Source organism: Marinobacter sp. E2, from assembly GCF_055755345.1.
In genome coordinates, this window is record NZ_CM146911.1 from 3,447,297 (window position 1) to 3,464,156 (window position 16,860).

The window sequence follows — 16,860 nt, forward strand, 5'->3', positions numbered from 1 at the left end:
GCCATGCCAGAGCCCCGAGACGCCCAACGCCTGTTCCGCCCCGGGCCATGGACGACGTTCACGATGACGGTGCTGCTCTGGGCGGCGGGTACGCTGGCCATTGCGGATGAAGTCAGTCTTGGCGTGGCCGCCAACTTTACCGACACCACCCGGGATCTGATCAAGCGCTTCGAGGCCTACACCGGCCACAGGGTCTCGGCCAGTTTCGGTTCCACCGGCAAGCTTTACGCACAGATTCGCAACGGGGCACCGTTCGACGTTTTCATGGCGGCCGACGCCCGGCGACCAGAGCTGATCGAACAGGCCGGCGCCGGAGTACCGGGCAGCCGGTTTACCTACGCCCGCGGCAGGCTCGCACTCTGGAGCCCCACAGCAGATGCGTTCAGCCGTGGCGAGGCCTATCTTGAAGAACAGTCTTTTGCGCGGCTGGCCATGGCCAACCCCAAGACCGCTCCCTACGGGCTGGCTGCCCGCCAGGTTCTGGAACATCTTGGCCTCTGGCAGCCGCTGCAGACCAGGCTCGTGCGCGGAGACTCCATCGCCCAGGCGTTCCAGTTTGTGGTCAGCCGCAACGCCCAGGCGGGCTTCGTTGCAATGTCCCAGGTCATCGCCTGGGAGGCGGCACTGGCGCCATCAGAGCGGGGCACGCTGTGGCAGATCCCGCAACGTCTTTATCAGCCCATCGACCAGCAGGCGATCCTGCTGGCCCGCGGCGCCGATAATGACGCAGCCCGGTCATGGATGGCGTTCCTGCAGTCAGAAACGGCCATGGCCATTATTCGCGACTATGGCTACGACACCGGACAGACAACGGCTGAGTGATGCTTGAAACCTATTGGGACCCGGTCTGGCTGACCCTCAAGCTGGCCACCACTACTACCCTGCTCCTGTTGCTTGTGGGCACGCCCATCGCCTGGTGGCTGGCCCGCACCGAGCACTGGCTGCGCCAGCCCATCGCGGCCATCGTCGCCCTGCCCCTGGTGTTGCCACCCACCGTGCTTGGTTTTTATCTGCTGCTGGTGATGGGCCCCGAAGGCTGGGTGGGCCAGTTGACCCAGGCGCTCGGCATCGGCCTGTTACCGTTTACGTTCGAGGGTCTGGTGGTGGCCTCCGTGATCTACTCCCTGCCATTTACCGTGCAGCCACTTCAGAACGCCTTCGAATCGGTAGGCGACCGGTTTCTGGAAGTGGCCGCCACCCTGCGTGCAGCCCCCTGGGACCGGTTTCTGTTCGTTGCCGTGCCCCTGGCCCGAAACGGTTTCCTGACCGCCGCCGTGCTGACGTTCGCGCACACCATCGGTGAGTTTGGCGTGATCCTGATGATCGGCGGCAACATACCCGGCGAAACCAAGGTGCTGTCAGTTGCCATCTACGATCACGTGGAGTCCCTGGAATACCTTGAGGCCCACTGGCTGTCCGCAGGCATGGTAGTCTTCTCCTTTGTGGTGCTGGTCACCCTCTATGCGCTGAACGGCAAGGCCCGCTCGGGAGCCCTGCGATGAGCGGAAGCGACACCATCTGCGCCCGCTTCCGCTGCGCTTTTCCGGGCTTTACCCTGAACGTTGACCTGACCCTTCCCGGCACCGGTATTACCGCCCTGTTCGGCCACTCGGGCTGTGGCAAGACCACGCTTTTGCGCTGCATGGCCGGCCTGCACAGTGCCGACGGCACCATGACCGTGCTGGGCGAACCTTGGCAAACGCCGCGAACGTTCCTTCCGGTCCATAAACGTCCACTGGCCTATGTCTTTCAGGAAACCCACCTGTTTCCCCACCTGAACGTGCGCAAGAACCTGGAATTCGGATATCGGCGCATCCCGGCAGCGGAACGCCAAATCAGCTTTGACGACGCCGTGAGCTGGCTGGGCCTTGAAACCCATCTGACCCGCATGCCGGCCGGCCTGTCCGGCGGCGAGCGCCAGCGGGTGGCCATTGCCCGCGCCCTGCTCACCAGTCCCAGGCTGCTGCTGATGGACGAACCCCTGTCGGCCCTCGACAAGACGAGCAAACAGGAAATCCTGCCTTATCTGGAGCGGCTCAGGGACGCCCTCGCCATTCCCATCGTGTATGTGTCTCACTCAACGGCCGAGGTGGCCCGCCTCGCAGACCACCTGGTGGTGCTTGAGGACGGAAAGGTGGTGGCCAAAGGCCCCATGCGGGAAACCCTGTCCCGGCTGGACAACCCGTTTCGCCTCGACGATGACGCCGGCGTATTGCTGGAGGGGACCATCGCCGAACTGGATGATCACTGGCACCTGGCCCGCGTCGATTTCAAGGGTGGGTCTCTCTGGCTGGGCCGGGACAACGGGATGCAGCCGGGTGACCAGGTGCGGGTCCGGCTGTTGGCCAGGGACATCAGCCTGGCGCTCGAGCGGCACGCCGACCAGAGTATCCAGAACCTGATTCCGGCAACGATCGACCGGATCGAGCCGGACGTTACCCCCGGCATCAGCATCGTGCGGCTGCTCGCGGGGCCAACTCCCGTGCTGGCCCGCCTGACCACCCGCGCCGTGGACCAGCTGGCACTGGCGCCGGGTCGACCGGTGTGGATGCAGATCAAATCAGTGGCCCTGGCCGACTGACACCGGCGGCATGGCAGTTGGCCCGCTCTGCCATAGGGTCGGTCCAGCCTCGTGGTTACTCTGGGTCTGTCATCGGCAGCCACGCAGGCCCACATCGTGAAGGAACAGAGAACACACTGGATTACCAGCGGAGACCTTGTCATCCACGCCGTCGCGGAGGGCCATCCGGAGGCCACGCCACTGGTGCTGGTGCACGGTTACCCGGACAATCATCAGGTCTGGGATCAGGTAGCCTCCGCCCTGAGCCGGGACTACCTGGTGATCCGCTACGATGTCCGCGGTGCCGGCCGATCCGACAAGCCCCGGCGCACCCGGGACTATCGATTGGCCGCACTGGCTGGCGATCTGCAGGCGGTGGTGGACACACTGATCCCCGGCCGGGAGTTGCACCTGGTGGCCCACGACTGGGGCTCGATCCAGAGCTGGGAGTCGGTCACCGGAGGCCCGCTGCAGGACCGCATCCGATCCTACACGTCCATCTCCGGTCCCTGCCTGGACCACGTCGGTTTCTGGATCCGGAGCCAGCTGGCGACACCCGGGTCGGAGGGGCTCGGCAAGGTCCTGCGGCAGTTCGCCAGTTCCTGGTATGTATTCCTGTTCCAGATTCCACTGCTGCCAGAGGCCATCTGGAACGCCGGCCTCGACCGCTACTGGCCAGACTACCTCCGGACCCGGGAAGAGGTTCCCGATGCCCGTTTCAGCGACGCGCAGAAGGCAGACGGGGCCTATGGCGTGAAACTGTACCGGGCCAATTTCCTGCCCAGGTTGCTGCGGCCGCGCCCAAGGGTGGCAAGATGCCCCGTGCAGGTGCTGGTGCCAACCCGTGATGCCTATGTTGGTCCCCATCTGAACGAGCACCTGGAGCGTTGGGCCGGCAAACTGACGGTCCGGGAACTTGATGCGCCCCACTGGGCCCTGTTGACTCAGCCTGAGGCGATATCCGGCGCGGTCCGGTCATTTATCACGAGCCAGGCCTGAACGCCCGGCCCACAAAAAAGGCCGCTGTCTGTAGCGGCCTTTCTCCGGTGATTCAAATACAGCTCCTGCTAGCGGGTGCCGTACACCACCATGGTCTTGCCCTTGACGCGCACCAGCCCCTGATCTTCCAGAGTCTTCAGGACCCGGCCCACCATCTCCCGGGAACAACCCACTATGCGGCCAATTTCCTGGCGGGTGATTTTGATCTGCATGCCGTCCGGGTGCGTCATGGCATCCGGCTCCTTGCACAGGTCCAGCAGGGTACGGGCAACGCGGCCAGTCACGTCCAGAAACGCCAGGTCGCCAACCTTGCGGGTGGTCTGGCGCAGACGGGACGCCATCTGCTCGCCGATGAAATAGAGCACCCGGGGGTCCTGCTGGGCGATTTCCCGGAACTTGGTGTAGCTGATTTCCGCCACTTCGCACTCGGTTTTGGCCTTTACCCAGGCGCTCCGGGAGTCCATGTTGTCGAACAGCCCCATTTCACCGAAGAAATCGCCGGCGTTGAGGTAGGCCATGATCATTTCGCGGCCGTCGTCGTCTTCGATGATGACGGTCACCGAACCCTTGACGATGTAGAACAGGGAATCGCTCTTGTCACCGGCGTAGATAATGGTGCTCTTGGCTGGATAACGGCGGCGATGGCACTGCGAAAGGAAATAGTCGAGATGCTTGGTTTTCTGCTCAACCGGCTTGACGATAGTGGCCATAATGCGAGTCGTGCCTCCTCAGATGCTGGCGGGTCCCAGTGTTTTTTTATTCACCCGGCTTTCCCTGCGGGTTTGGTCATTTTTCTTGCAAAACTGCGCAACTTATAACAAGAAGGCCTGTTCCGGGCAACCGGAAAGAGTATACAACATGTATCCGGGGGCAACCTGCCCGGCTGCCCACCGGCGCCGGTTGTGCTAGCATCCCGGCTCATATCGTCGTTATCCGGGCCGGCGCCACAACCGACCCGCGCAACCACCAGGGAGAGAACCCCATGAAAGCAACCGTCGACTGGACCGGCAACGCCAGTTTCAGAACCACCAGCGGCAGTGGCCACAGCGTGCAACTGGACGGCCCGCCGGATCACGGCGGTGAAAACCTGGGCCCGCGCCCCATGGAAATGCTTCTGATGGGGCTGGGTGGCTGCTCCTCATTCGACGTGATGAGCATTCTCAAGAAAAGCCGCCAGGAAGTGACCGCATGTCACGCGGAGCTGGAGGCCGAGCGGGCCGATGCGGTGCCGGCGGTTTTCACCAGGATTCACCTGCACTTCGTGGTTACCGGCCACAATCTCAAGGAGAGCCTGGTGAAGCGCGCGGTGAGCCTGTCGGCCGAAAAATACTGCTCCGCGTCGATCATGCTGGAAAAAGCGGGCGTGGAGATCAGCCACAGCTACGAGGTTCATGAGGCCGGCGCAGCATCCGAAGCTGGTGCCTGAGGCGAGGCCCAAAGCCGTGCTCCGGGGCGGCCGCCACGCCCGGAGTGCAACGGAAATCACGGATGCTAAAATGTCCCTGCGAATACTATTCAACATCACCTGCGGTGTGCATAATACGCACCCTCTCCGCCGGTCTGCGCAAAAGGTGAACAACCCGGTCAGTAGTCGGTGGCGGCCTCGGCAGGACACAACAGACAGCGTCCTGAAGACATTCATCTCCACGATCGGGAGGGGCTGAGCATGGAATCAAAACTCCAGCTGCATGGTTTCAACAATCTGACCAAATCCCTGAGCTTTAACATCTACGACATCTGTTATGCGCAGACCGAAGAGCAGCGCCTGGCCTACATTGATTACATCGACGAGATGTACAACGCCGAGCGTCTGACCCAGATCCTGACCGACGTGGTCAAGATCATTGGCGCCAACGTCCTGAACATTGCCCGCCAGGACTACGAGCCCCACGGCGCCTCGGTTACCATGCTGATTGCCGAGCACGAACTGACCAGCGGAGAGGAGCCAGACAACGAGGAATCCCCCGGCCCGCTACCCGATACCATTGTCGCGCATCTCGACAAGAGCCACGTGACCGTGCACACCTACCCGGAAAGTCACCCCCACGACGGCGTGAGCACCTTCCGGGCCGACATCGATGTCTCCACCTGTGGCCTTATCTCGCCGCTGAAGGTGCTGAACTACCTGATCCACAGCTTCGACTCGGACGTGGTGACCGTGGATTACCGGGTGCGCGGTTTCACTCGCGATGTCGACGGTACCAAGCATTACATCGATCATGACATCAACTCGATCCAGAACTATCTGACCGAGGATACCCAGAACGCCTATCAGATGATCGACGTGAACGTGTACCAGGAAAACCTGTTCCACACCAAAATGATGCTGAAGAACTTCAACCTGGATAACTACGTCTTTGGCGTCAATGCCAGCGATCTCGACCCGAAGGAAGCCCAGTCCATCGAGGACCGCCTGCGTCGGGAAATGCTTGAAATCTTCTATTCCCGCAACGTGGAATAACCGGTGATCGGGTGGTGGCCCGGATCGGCCACCACAGATCCTTCAGTTTTTTTGATCCCACCCGCCAGATTTCTGCGTTTTATTCTCGCCTCCTGTCCCGTTCTAATAGTGTTATTGGCTAACGAGAGGAGGACATCATGACCCAGCGTTCCCTGAAACAGACAATCCCGGCCCTGGAAACCTCCGATGGCGCTGGCGTACGCATCAAGCGTTCCATCGGCCAGCACCAGAGCATCCGCCTGGACCCGTTCCTGATGCTCGACGAATTCGGCTCGGCGGAGGCGGCCGATTACATCGCCGGCTTTCCTTCGCACCCCCATCGCGGCTTCGAGACTGTCACCTACATGATCGAGGGCCACATGCTGCATGAGGACCATCTCGGCAACCGCGGTGACCTGCGCAATGGCGGCGTGCAGTGGATGACCGCCGGTCGCGGCATCATCCATTCCGAGATGCCCCAACAGGAGGAGGGCGTGATGCGCGGGTTCCAGCTCTGGCTGAATCTGCCAGCGGCCGAAAAGATGGTGGAAGCGGGTTACCGGGACATCCAGCCCGAGGAAATCCCGGCCATCGCATTCTCTGGCGGGACCGTGAAGCTGATCGCCGGTACGCTGCACGTTGGCGGGGAAACGCACCTTGGCGCCATGCCCGGGCGCAGCACCCAGCCACTGTATGCGGACATTCATCTGGAGCCTGAGGGCACCGTGACGCTGCCGATCCCCGGTACCCACAACGGCATGCTGTATCTTTACGAGGGGACCGCCCAGCTGGGCGAATCGGCCCTGAAACGCAGCGCGGCGTCTGTCCTCGGCGAGGGCGACGAGATCACGTTGTCGGCTGGAGCGGAGGGCGCACGGCTGCTGCTGATCGCTGGCAAGCCCATTGGCGAACCGGTGGTGCAGTACGGGCCATTCGTGATGAACACCCGCGAGGAAATCGAGCAGACACTCAGGGATTACCGGGACGGTCGCCTGACTGCCTGAGCCGCCTCCGGCGCTCAGGCGAAGGGCTTTCTGGCCATCAGCCGCTGCACCATGGGCCTGACAATCAGGTCCATGGCCAGCGGCATTTTTGTGCCCGGGATCACCAGGGTGTCATGGCGAGAGAGGGTGCTGCCGGGAATCACCTGCAGAAGGTACGAGAAGGAGACTTCCGAGGTATCCCGGAACCGGATCACGATCATGCTTTCGTCTTCGGTGGGCACGTCGCGGACGACAAACGGGTTGGACGTGTCCACGAGCGGAATACGCTGGAAGTTGATGTGGGTATGGGAGAACTGGGGCACGATGTCGTGCACGTAGTCGTCCATACGGTTGATGATGGTCTCCACCACGGCTTCCTGGCTGTAGCCCCGTTTGTGGGTGTCCCGGTGAATCTTCTGGATCCACTCAAGGTTGACGATGGGCACCACCCCGATCAGCAGGTCCACATACTGGGCGATGTTGTAGGTGTCGCTCACCACACCCCCGTGCAGGCCCTCGTAGAACAGCATATCGGTTTCCGGTGGCAGCGGGCCCCAGGGGGTGAAGGTTCCGGGTTTGTGGCCAGCGGCAACCAGGTCCCGATCCTCGTCGTGCACATACTGGCGATAGCGGCCGTTACCGGTGTGGCCGTAGTCGTAAAACAGGGCTTCAAGCTTGTCGATGTGGTTGGCCGCCAGGGCGAAGTGGTTGCGCTCCCCGAACTGGCCCTTGGCCGCCAGCCGGGCCATCTGCTCGCGGTTGTAGCGGTGAAAGCTGTCGCCACTGACCACCGCTGCCCGGATCCCCTCGCTGGCAAAAAGCCGGCTGAAGATCTGGCCCGTGGTCGTGGTACCGGCACCGGAGGAGCCGGTGACCGCAATGATGGGGTGACGTTTTGACATAGGGGCAGAGTGCCGGATTCAGGTGAGACTGTCGAGCAGTCGGGGTTTCTCGACCACGAAGCCCTGGGCGTAGTCCACGCCGAGCTGGCGAAGCATATCCAGCACATCCCGGGATTCCACCTGGGAGGCGATCACTTCCCGGTTCATGTAGTGGGCCATGTCCACCATGGACCTGACCATGGCGCGGTCGGTCTCGCTGCTGGCCACCTGGCCGGTGAAGGCGCTGTCAATCTTGATCAGGTCCACCGGCAGCGAGCGCATGAACTCGAAGGAGCTGGGGCCGCTGCCGAAGTTGCCCAGGCAGAACCGGCAGCCGAGCTCTTTCATTTCCAGGATGAAGTCCGCCACCGACTGCACATCGGTGATGGCGGAGGCCTCTGTCAGCTCGAACCACAGCCGCTCGATGGGAGCGTCTTTCTCGCTGAGCTTTTCATAGATGAATTCCAGCAGCGACTGATCATTCATGGAGTAGCCCGACAGGTTGATGCACACGCCGCCGAAGTGGCGTGGATCCGGCGCCTGTTCCCGAAGCCAGTCCAGCATATGGCCGACCACCCAGCGGTCCACCGCCTGCATCCGGTCGTAGCGTTCGGCCATCCGAACGAAGTCCCGACCGGTGATCAGCGTACCTTCGTCATCGTACATGCTGATCAGCACCTCGTACTGGGCAGCCATACCGGCACCCGGGTGCAAAGGGATGATTTTCTGGCATCTCAGCAGCATGCGCTCTTCGTTGAGGTTGCTCAGGCTCGCCACCTTGGCGGCAATCTGCTCCTGGCGCGCCTGGTCGCCGGCATCCAGGGTGTATTCCGACACCTTACCATGGCCCTTTTGCCGGGCTGCGCCTAGCGCCTGCTCAGAGGCCCTAAGCCACCGTTCCGCACTCACCAGGGCCGGCAGGGTTGGTACCACCCCGACACTGGCCGACAGCCGGTAAGTGCGGCCCTCGAAACTGAATTCGGCCTGTTCGATCGCCTTCACCAGCCTCTCTGCCGCGGTGACTGCATTTTCAGAGGGCACCAGCATGGCAAACTCGTTGCCAGCCAGCCTGGCCACGGGCATGCCATCCCCCACGTGTTCCCGCAGAATGTCCGCCACCCGCTTGAGGGTCTCATCGCCAGCCTGGTAACCGGCCGTGTCGTTGAGCAACCGGAACCGACGCAGGTCCAGGCGCACCAGCGAGCGTTCATCCTCCTGACGGGCCAGCTGCTGGTCCAGCATGCGCTCGAACTCACGACGCCCGAGCAGGCCGGTCAGCTCGTCGTGGGTGGACGCCCAGGACAGCTGGTCGTATACCTTGCGCACCATCCGGTCGATGCTCTCGTCCACCAGCGGTCGCTCGTACTGGTTGTCCGGCACGATGATGCCCTTGCGCATTTGCCGGGCCAGGGCCTCCAGTTCCAGCTCTACCACCCGCATACCCTGGTGGTTGACGAACACAAAGCGGCTGAAGCCCCGGGCAATCCACACCAGACGAATGTATTGCGGCTCGTCCGGCTTTTCCTGATCCCGCAGCCAGTCGCCGGTGCGCAGCTGCTGGGCCCGGTTGATCCAGCGCTGCAAGCTGCGCTGTTCCCGCTCCGAAAGCTGAACGGTGCCGGGCTTTTCCGGGCGCGCCGAAGGTACTTCCACCAGTTCCGGCGACTGGTCCGGTCCACGCACCAGGAACTGCTTGAGTTCATCCCGGATCTGCGACGACGGCATATGGTTACTGGAAATGGACGCCAGGCCGTCCTGGATCACCCGCAGCAGTTCCGGGAGGTTGATCGAGCTGTTGGGGTCGTCCGCGAACGCCAGCAGGGAATCAATCACCGACAGGTAGTCCTGCCAGAGCTGGCTGTCCGGCCCCTGACGAATCCAGGTCAGCGACAGCAGGTCGCGCCAGCCGCCATCGAGCAGACTCACGATGGCCCGGGGCACCTTGCGACCACCCAGGCGCTGGTCCAGCACCTCGGCAACCGCTTTCTTGGATTCCGCCACTTTCTGGGCACCCTCGGCGGCGGCGGTTACCCGTTCCACATTGCGACGGTACACCAGGTTCTGGCGGTCGATCAGGGTATCCAGCTCCTGAACCGTCTGCTCGAAGACCCCGGTGTCCTGTTCGAAATCCGTAGTGATCCGCTGGATCAGTTCGTCAACCCGGCGTTGCACCACCGGGTTGATCCGACCACCCTTGACCCCCAGCTGCGCCAGCCGGTTCATCACGCCCCTTACCGGGCTGTCCTGATCGTCAAAAAAGCCCGGATCGCGCATGACCACCTTGAGCACGGGCACTTCCAGTTGGCGCATCCGCTGCTGGGCGTATTCACTGAGCTTGGGGCTCTCCACCACGGAGCGGAAAAACCGGTCCACCACATCCAGGGTGCCCTGCTGCTCCTCGTCAAGACGGGTGTCGCCACTCTCACGAACCTTCTCCACCACTCGCTCCCTGAGGGGTGCCACCGCTTCACCGGCCTCCGGCACTTCGACCTGCAGCTGTTGGAGTTCCCGTTGCAGCTCGCCCGATGACAGGGGCCGGGCATTGGGTGCAAACGGCAATGGCTCCGGATCGCCCCGGGCCACCCGACTGGCACTCAGCGTGGTGAGCAGGTTACGAACGGTGGCAAACGCGGTCTGGGCCGCCTGCGCGTAACCCTGGAACTCGCTGCCCAGGCGGCTGGGCTTGCGGCGGGGAGCGGCTGCCTTGGCAGTCGCTTCGCTGCCTGCCGAAGTCTCGGCGACCGGAGTTTTCAGCGAGGCGTCCGGTTTCTTCTTCGGCGGCTCAACTGGCTCGGATTTGGTGCCAGACTGTTCGCTGAGGTATTTGCTCAGATCCAGGTCCGGCAGCACGCCGTGACGGATCAGAATGTCATTCAGTTCCTTGTAAAGCGGCCCCAGCTGCTGAAGCACGGTCTGCTCGAACACCTTCAGGCAGACTTTCTCGACCTCCCTGGGCGCCTTGAGCTGGTTCAGGCCATGATGGAAGGCTTCACAGACCAGCGATGGCCCCAGCGGATTGTGATGGCCGGTGGCATTGGCAATGCCGAGTTTATCGAGCCGGAGCTTGAGCTGGAGCAGGTCGCCGCGATAGAGGGTATCGGCCTTGGTGACCATCACCCGAATGGTCAGCCAGTCCTCGAACTCGCCTTTGTCCACCACCGACAGTTCCGAGCCGGGAAAGCCCTTGGGTGTCGGTTTCAGGGGTGACTCGAGGCTCTTCGACATCTGGTGCCAGATGACCCGCTGGCGGGCCTGGATCTGGCCAGACGCATCCATGTATTCGTTGGCCTGCTGATCATTGGCTGCCTTCTGGGCCGCCAGTTTGAGCGCCTCGACCATTTTCACGAAGCAGGCGTCCATCAACGGTTCGATATACTGGGTGACCGCCTTGGCCGACTGGTGCAGGACAAACTGGATTCGATCGCTCGGCGCTCGCAGGGAGGAGCGATCCTGTGTTCGGGAACCGCCGCACAGCTGTAGCATGGCATCGACGGCCTGCGGGTTGGGCCGGCTGAAATGAACTCCCATGGCACCGTCAATGCGCCGTACCACGCCCACGTGCAGCTCATGGCGACGGGCGCCGTCCAGGCCGCGGAAGCGGATGATCAGCTCCGACGGCGTTTCGGTGGCGAAAACCCGGTCGAGTTTGCGTGATGTCTCCGTGGAATAACGGACAAACAGGCCCTCGGCGCAGAAATCGGCAATCTGGCACGGCCATGACTCGCCGGTTCCCAGATCAATCTGCGCGGCGAGCTTGATGGGTTGACGGGGGCTGCTACGACGTTCTCTAGGGTCCATGTATACCTGATATCTCGCAAAGCCGGACGGGTCTTTGGGTCTGCTGCCCGCTACCGACTTACGTCCCTGACACTGTGGTGGATGCCACCTGCTACTATCCAAGCCATGGCGTTACGCTCTGATCCATGGCATTACTATAGCGGTCCGGCCCCCTCGGGCAAAACAACCCTCGATAACATCCTGACCCATGAAACAGCTTAGTCAGATCTATCTACTTTTGCTACTGGTAACAATGCTTAGCGGGTGTACGACCTTCGGCTACTACAGCCAGGCCGTCACCGGTCATCTGTCTCTCATGATGGGGGGCGAACCGGTGCAGGCGCTCATCCGGAATCGGGATACACCCGACGACCTGCGCCAGCAGCTGGCCACTGCCCAGTCCGCCCGCGCGTTTGCCGCCAGGCACCTGGCACTGCCGGTCGGCGACGCCTTCACCGACTACGTGGAACTGGACCGGCCCTGGGTCGTGGTCAATGTGGTGGCCACGCCGGAATTCTCGCTGGAGCCGCACCAGTGGTGTTACCCGGTGCTCGGTTGCCAGGCTTACAGGGGCTACTTTGACCTGAACGACGCCAGAGCAGAGCAGGCGCGGTTCCAGGCCCGGGGCTTCGATACCTTTATCGGCGGCGTGACCGCCTACTCGACCCTGGGCTGGTTTGACGATCCCCTGCACTCCGGCTTTACCCGGCTACCGGAGGCGCGCATGGTAGCCCTGATGTTCCACGAACTGGCCCATCGGGTGGTATACATTGGCGACGATACTGCCTTCAACGAAAGTTTCGCGACCGCTGTCGAGCTGGAAGGTCTCCGGCTCTGGCTGCAGGAACAGGGAGAGCCCGAGCAGTTCGAGCGGGCCCTGGACCGGATCCGCCGGCGCAACCAGACCCTGGCCCTGGTGGACCACACCACCGAGCAACTGGAAAGCCTGTACGCGCGCCGGGGCTCCCTGCCCGAAGAAGCCCTCAGAACCCGCAAGGCGGAGGTCTTCGAAGACCTTGAACAACGCTACCAGGAGATGGTGGCTGGATGGCGGGAGCCTGGCCCCTTCGGCACGCCGCCGCTGGCCCTGAACAACGCCCACCTGGCACTGTTCCGCCAGTACAACCAGCACCTGCCGGCGTTCCGCCAGCTGCTCAGGGAGAGCGACTACCGTTTTCCGGAGTTCTACAAAGAGGTAAAACGCCTCTCCGAGCAACCCGCCGAACTGCGGGCACAGCAACTCTCCGCCCTGTCAGAGCGGTTTGACGAACACCTTTGAATTGCGCTGGGTGTTGTAGGAGGCCAGTTTCGGGCCCGGCAGGGACTGCACGGTGGAGCCCTGGAAACCGCGCTCGCGGAACCAGTGTTCGGTCTGGGTGGTAAGCACAAACAGCTTTTGCAGCCCGTGCCCCCGGGCCAGCTTCTCGACCATGGCCAGGATCTCGTCGCCGCGCCCGGCCCGGCGATACGAAGGATCCACCGCGAAGCACGACAGCTCGCCAGCACCTTCCTCCGGGTAACTGTACAGCGCGGCACAACCCACGATGGTGCCGTCCCGCTCGGCCACCACAAACCGGTCGATTTCGGTTTCCAGCATTTCCCTGGACCGCCGCACCAGAATGCCCTGTTCCTCCAGGGGCTGGATCAGCTCCAGGATACCGCCAATATCCTCTACCCGCGCCTGACGGATCTGCTCGTAATTGTCGCCGCTGACCAGGGTGCCGGAACCATCCCGGGTGAACAGTTCCTCCAGCAGGGCGCCGTCGTCCACGTAACTGATGATGTGGGCCCGACGTACCCCTTTCACGCAGGCGTCGCAGGCAGCGCGCAGCAGCGCGGCGTCGTGTCCGGTCACCGCCCCGGAAGCCAGACGCTCGGATGCCTGACGTGCCGACAGCTCCCGGATCAGCGAGCCGTCTTCCTCCAGCAGGCCCGGATCATCAATGAACACAATAAGCTTTTCCGCCTGCAGCGACGCAGCAACCTGGCTACCCACATCCTCGTAAGAGAGATTGAAGGCATCCCCCGTGGGGGAATAGCCCATGGGTGGCAACAGCACAATATGGCCCTGCTCCAGCAGCTTCTCGATGCCGGCCACGTCCACCCGACGCACCTTGCCGGTGTAACCGAAGTCCTTGCCGTCGAGTACACCTACGGGCTTGGCCGCCACGTAGTTTCCGCTGCTCACGCGGATGCGCGCGTTGTGCATGGGCGAGTTCACCAGCCCCATGGACAGCTGGCTCTCCAGGTAGGCGCGCAGGCCGCCGATGGCTTCCATTACCATGCCCAGCTGATCTTCCGGGGTGATGCGCAGGCCCCGGGCAAACGACGATTCGGCGCCGGCGCTGTCCAGCCGCGCCTGGATCTGCGGGCGCGCCCCGAAGGCCACCACCAGTCGCACACCGAGGCTGCTGAGCAGGGCAATGTCATGAATGATGTTGATGAAATTGCCATGCTCAATGGCATCCCCCGGAATGGTCAGCACCACCGTACGGCCGCGGTGGGCGTTGATGTAGGGGGATGAGTGGCGAAATCCATGCAGCCAGTCGTTTGATTTCAAACCTTTCTCCTGGTTATTCGTTATCCGCTAACAGCCGGGCATCTATCATCGGGAGTTCGCCGAGTCCTGGCGGGGAGGTTTGCCAAAACACGCCCGTAAATACGTCCCTGTAGGGCTCGGTCGCGCCATCCCTGGCGCTCCACGGTTTTGGCAAACCTCCCCGCCAGGACTCTCCGCAGACTTTCGCGTTGCCGGCGCCAGTATTAAAGACAGAATTTCTCGATGAGTCCCCTCAATACCTTCACCGTCGGATCCAGCTGCGACAGCTCTATAAATTCGTCGGGCTGGTGGGCCTGGTCGATGGAGCCGGGGCCCATAACCAGCGTCTCCAGACCCAGTTGCTGCAGCCAGGGGGCTTCCGTGGCAAAGGCCACCGCGTGGGCCGTGTGGCCCGTCAGCTGTTCACAGGCCTTGACCAGGGCGGCGTCGGCCGGGGTCTCGAACGGCGGCACACCATCGAACAGCGGTTCGAATTCCAGCGACAGCTCCCGGCGCTCGGCCACTGGCTGCACCTTGCTCAGGATCGCCTGACGCAGGGTTTCCATGTTCATGCCCGGCAGTGGCCGCAGATCAAAGTGCAGCTCGCACTGGGCGCAGATGCGGTTCGGGTTGTCGCCACCGTGAATGCAGCCGAGGTTCAGGGTTGGTACCTGCACCTCGAAGTTGGCATTCTGGTACTTTTCCTGCCAGCTTGCGCGAAGGGCCAGCAGTTCAGTCATGGCTTCGTGCATGCCTTCCATCGCGTTGCGGCCCAGCGCCGGGTTCGAGGAGTGCCCGGACTGGCCCTCGAACTTCAGCCGCTCCATCATTATGCCCTTGTGCATGCGCACTGGCTTCAGACTGGTGGGCTCGCCAATGACCGCATAGCGCGCCCTGGGTTTGCCGGCCTCGGCCAGCGCCCGGGCGCCGTTCATGGAGCTCTCTTCGTCGGCAGTGGCAAGGATGATCAAAGGCTGCTTCAGGGGCTGATCCACGAACGCCCTCGCCGCTTCGATGGCCAGGGGGAAGAAGCCTTTCATGTCGCAGGTGCCCAGACCATACCAGCGGTTGTCCCGCTCGGTCAGGGTGAAGGGGTCGCTCTGCCAGCGTTTGTCGTCAAACGGCACCGTATCGGTGTGGCCAGACAGCACCAGCCCACCCGGGCCGCTGCCCAGGGTCGCAATCAGGTTGAACTTGCCGGGCATGCCGGGCACTTCCAGGATCTCCACGGCAAAACCCAGGGCCTCAAGCCACTCGGCCAGGGTTCGGACAACCGGCTCGTTGCTGTGGTCCCATTCGGCGGAGGCGCTGCTGATGGACGGCAGCGAAATCAGCCGGGCAAGCATGTCACGGATGCCCGGCACCGTGGCAGATGAGTTATCGGACTGCGACATAGTTTCCTCTCAGATTCCCATTGGAATCATTGTGCACGGCCACGCCGCCATACTTCAAAGTTGGTGATGGCACGGATCAGCATGGGATAGGCCACCTCGCCGCCGGCAATCACCCGGGCGACTTCCAGCTCCCGCTCTCCGACACTGACCAGTCGACCTTCCACACTGTTGTCATTGGAGAGCGTGACCCGGACCTTGCGCCCAACCCACTGGCCGGCGGTGTCGAGGGGTTCCGGATACCAGGCTTCCACATCCGGGTTTTCGGGCTGTACCACTGGCTCCACGGCGGTCTCCGGGAGCACTTCCGCGGCCGGCGCCACCTCATTGAGATAGACATCCGGCACCTCAGAACCATTGTAGCGGACTGGCCAGCTGTTACCGGCCTGGCCTACCTCGTCGGTACGCACCGGGATGCCCAGCAGCGCCGCCTCCGGCCGGATCGAGAGGATAAGCTCACCCCCTTCCAGCAACCATTGCCGGTAAAGCGCCTTCAACTGGTCGCTCGGCGCCAGGCCACGGGCCGCCAGACCGCCCTCCAGGGCCTGCACCGCTCGCGCGGCCCACTCGGTGGCAGACACACCCACCTCCCGGGCACAGTAGGCAGCGATGCGGCGCATCAATCCGGCATCCCGCACGGTCAGGCGCATCGGCTCGCCGGCATCGTCGATGGCAGGCAGGGTATCGGTAACCTGCACCCGGGAGCCGGGCCAGTTCAGCTCAAGACTGCCGGTGCTGAGGGTATTGAGTTCGGCCTGAAGTCCTTCCGGGCTCTGGCGAATAAAGGCTTCACCGGTAAGACGGGTGACGCCCATCCGGATAAGGTCGCCACTGCCCAGTTGCTGGCGAGGATCAGGCGCGCAGGACAGCATGAACAGCGGCGGCTCGCCGTCGCTGTTGGGGCCTTCAGCGGTGACCCAGTTGCGGAGCATGGTCGGCTCCAGGTCCAGTTCCAGCCCCTCCAGGCTCAGCGTCCAGCTCCCGGGCAGGCGGGTAGGGTCGATCAGGGCTGAAAGCAGGCTGACCGGGGAGCTCGCATCGAACTCCACCTTTTGGATGTCGAGGGGCTGGGTCAGCTCGAAATCCTGCCAACTCGCGTCGTTCAGGACCAGGCGTCCATCAACCCCGGAGCTGATACTGCCCCGATGCAACACACCGGATGCCTCCAGGCCTTTTCTGAGCTCCGCCAGGCGCTGATCCGCCAGCCACCAGACGCCGGCCTTGAAAGCGACCAGGCCGACCACCACCACAATCACCAGCGTCGCGAACAGGCGCTTCATCCGGGTGCTC

The 16,860-nt window shown here is 62.8% G+C and carries 14 protein-coding genes; 8 read left to right on the top strand and 6 right to left on the bottom strand.

What is annotated here, in order from left to right; translation table 11 throughout:
- Positions 1-3 precede the first annotated feature (3 nt).
- The 4 genes from modA (at position 4) to AC0J1C_RS15795 (ending at position 3,559) form a co-directional block, all read left to right on the top strand.
- On the top strand, positions 4-822 hold the full coding sequence (modA, locus tag AC0J1C_RS15780) for a molybdate ABC transporter substrate-binding protein (protein WP_473044736.1): 819 nt from the start codon (positions 4-6) through the stop codon (positions 820-822).
- On the top strand, positions 822-1,502 hold the full coding sequence (gene modB / locus AC0J1C_RS15785; RefSeq protein WP_473044737.1) for a molybdate ABC transporter permease subunit: 681 nt from the start codon (positions 822-824) through the stop codon (positions 1,500-1,502). The genes modA and modB overlap by 1 nt, the downstream gene beginning before the upstream one ends.
- The gene (modC, locus tag AC0J1C_RS15790; protein WP_473044739.1) at positions 1,499-2,581 is read left to right on the top strand and encodes a molybdenum ABC transporter ATP-binding protein; all 1,083 of its coding nucleotides are present in this window, start codon (positions 1,499-1,501) and stop codon (positions 2,579-2,581) included. Before modB ends, modC begins: the two co-directional genes overlap by 4 nt.
- A gap of 96 nt (positions 2,582-2,677) precedes the next feature.
- Positions 2,678-3,559, top strand: coding sequence for an alpha/beta fold hydrolase (locus tag AC0J1C_RS15795; protein ID WP_473044741.1), 882 nt, complete (start codon positions 2,678-2,680; stop codon positions 3,557-3,559).
- Positions 3,560-3,627: 68 nt separating this feature from the next.
- Here AC0J1C_RS15795 and crp read toward each other — a convergent pair whose 3' ends face one another.
- The gene (crp, locus tag AC0J1C_RS15800) at positions 3,628-4,269 is read right to left on the bottom strand and encodes a cAMP-activated global transcriptional regulator CRP (RefSeq protein ID WP_007153756.1); all 642 of its coding nucleotides are present in this window, start codon (positions 4,267-4,269) and stop codon (positions 3,628-3,630) included.
- A gap of 272 nt (positions 4,270-4,541) precedes the next feature.
- Here crp and AC0J1C_RS15805 point away from each other — a divergent pair, with 272 nt between their 5' ends.
- The 3 genes from AC0J1C_RS15805 (at position 4,542) to AC0J1C_RS15815 (ending at position 7,003) form a co-directional block, all read left to right on the top strand.
- Positions 4,542-4,985, top strand: a complete 444-nt coding sequence (locus AC0J1C_RS15805) for an OsmC family protein (RefSeq protein ID WP_374964531.1) — start codon at positions 4,542-4,544, stop codon at positions 4,983-4,985.
- Between the two features lie 240 nt (positions 4,986-5,225).
- Complete coding sequence (gene speD, locus AC0J1C_RS15810) at positions 5,226-6,020, top strand: adenosylmethionine decarboxylase (protein WP_091988321.1); 795 nt, start codon at positions 5,226-5,228, stop codon at positions 6,018-6,020.
- Positions 6,021-6,157: 137 nt separating this feature from the next.
- Positions 6,158-7,003, top strand: a complete 846-nt coding sequence (locus AC0J1C_RS15815) for a pirin family protein (RefSeq protein ID WP_473044743.1) — start codon at positions 6,158-6,160, stop codon at positions 7,001-7,003.
- A gap of 14 nt (positions 7,004-7,017) precedes the next feature.
- On the opposite strand, the gene AC0J1C_RS15820 is transcribed toward AC0J1C_RS15815, so the two are convergent.
- Entirely contained in the window at positions 7,018-7,884 is an 867-nt protein-coding gene (locus AC0J1C_RS15820) for a phosphoribulokinase (protein WP_374964529.1), read from the bottom strand.
- Between the two features lie 18 nt (positions 7,885-7,902).
- Positions 7,903-11,661 carry a DUF1631 family protein gene (locus AC0J1C_RS15825; protein ID WP_473044745.1) on the bottom strand — a complete coding sequence of 1,253 codons (3,759 nt, stop codon included), beginning with the start codon at positions 11,659-11,661 and terminating at the stop codon, positions 7,903-7,905.
- 187 nt (positions 11,662-11,848) lie between these two features.
- Between AC0J1C_RS15825 and AC0J1C_RS15830 the strand changes: the two genes are divergently transcribed.
- Positions 11,849-12,919 (top strand): aminopeptidase, encoded by a 1,071-nt coding sequence (locus AC0J1C_RS15830; RefSeq protein WP_473044747.1) that lies wholly within the window; start codon positions 11,849-11,851, stop codon positions 12,917-12,919.
- Here the strand turns inward: AC0J1C_RS15830 and argA are convergent.
- The 3 genes from argA to AC0J1C_RS15845 all read right to left on the bottom strand — a co-directional run bounded on the left by argA (position 12,893) and on the right by AC0J1C_RS15845 (position 16,850).
- Entirely contained in the window at positions 12,893-14,200 is a 1,308-nt protein-coding gene (gene argA / locus AC0J1C_RS15835; RefSeq protein WP_091988338.1) for an amino-acid N-acetyltransferase, read from the bottom strand. The genes AC0J1C_RS15830 and argA overlap by 27 nt on opposite strands.
- Before the next feature lie 203 nt (positions 14,201-14,403).
- Positions 14,404-15,573, bottom strand: coding sequence for an acetylornithine deacetylase (gene argE / locus AC0J1C_RS15840; protein WP_473044749.1), 1,170 nt, complete (start codon positions 15,571-15,573; stop codon positions 14,404-14,406).
- A 26-nt stretch (positions 15,574-15,599) separates the two neighbouring features.
- Positions 15,600-16,850, bottom strand: coding sequence for an acetylornithine deacetylase (locus AC0J1C_RS15845; protein ID WP_473044750.1), 1,251 nt, complete (start codon positions 16,848-16,850; stop codon positions 15,600-15,602).
- Positions 16,851-16,860 lie beyond the last annotated feature (10 nt).

Excerpts from the sequence above, each read along its gene's own strand:
- modA (WP_473044736.1), top strand. The coding sequence starts at position 4 with ATGCCAGAGCCCCGAGACGCCCAACGCCTGTTCCGCCCCGGGCCATGG.
- modB (WP_473044737.1), top strand. The coding sequence starts at position 822 with ATGCTTGAAACCTATTGGGACCCGGTCTGGCTGACCCTCAAGCTGGCC.
- modC (WP_473044739.1), top strand. The coding sequence starts at position 1,499 with ATGAGCGGAAGCGACACCATCTGCGCCCGCTTCCGCTGCGCTTTTCCG.
- crp (WP_007153756.1), bottom strand. The coding sequence starts at position 4,269 with ATGGCCACTATCGTCAAGCCGGTTGAGCAGAAAACCAAGCATCTCGAC.
- AC0J1C_RS15805 (WP_374964531.1), top strand. The coding sequence starts at position 4,542 with ATGAAAGCAACCGTCGACTGGACCGGCAACGCCAGTTTCAGAACCACC.
- speD (WP_091988321.1), top strand. The coding sequence starts at position 5,226 with ATGGAATCAAAACTCCAGCTGCATGGTTTCAACAATCTGACCAAATCC.
- AC0J1C_RS15815 (WP_473044743.1), top strand. The coding sequence starts at position 6,158 with ATGACCCAGCGTTCCCTGAAACAGACAATCCCGGCCCTGGAAACCTCC.
- AC0J1C_RS15820 (WP_374964529.1), bottom strand. The coding sequence starts at position 7,884 with ATGTCAAAACGTCACCCCATCATTGCGGTCACCGGCTCCTCCGGTGCC.
- AC0J1C_RS15825 (WP_473044745.1), bottom strand. The coding sequence starts at position 11,661 with ATGGACCCTAGAGAACGTCGTAGCAGCCCCCGTCAACCCATCAAGCTC.
- AC0J1C_RS15830 (WP_473044747.1), top strand. The coding sequence starts at position 11,849 with ATGAAACAGCTTAGTCAGATCTATCTACTTTTGCTACTGGTAACAATG.
- argE (WP_473044749.1), bottom strand. The coding sequence starts at position 15,573 with ATGTCGCAGTCCGATAACTCATCTGCCACGGTGCCGGGCATCCGTGAC.
- AC0J1C_RS15845 (WP_473044750.1), bottom strand. The coding sequence starts at position 16,850 with ATGAAGCGCCTGTTCGCGACGCTGGTGATTGTGGTGGTGGTCGGCCTG.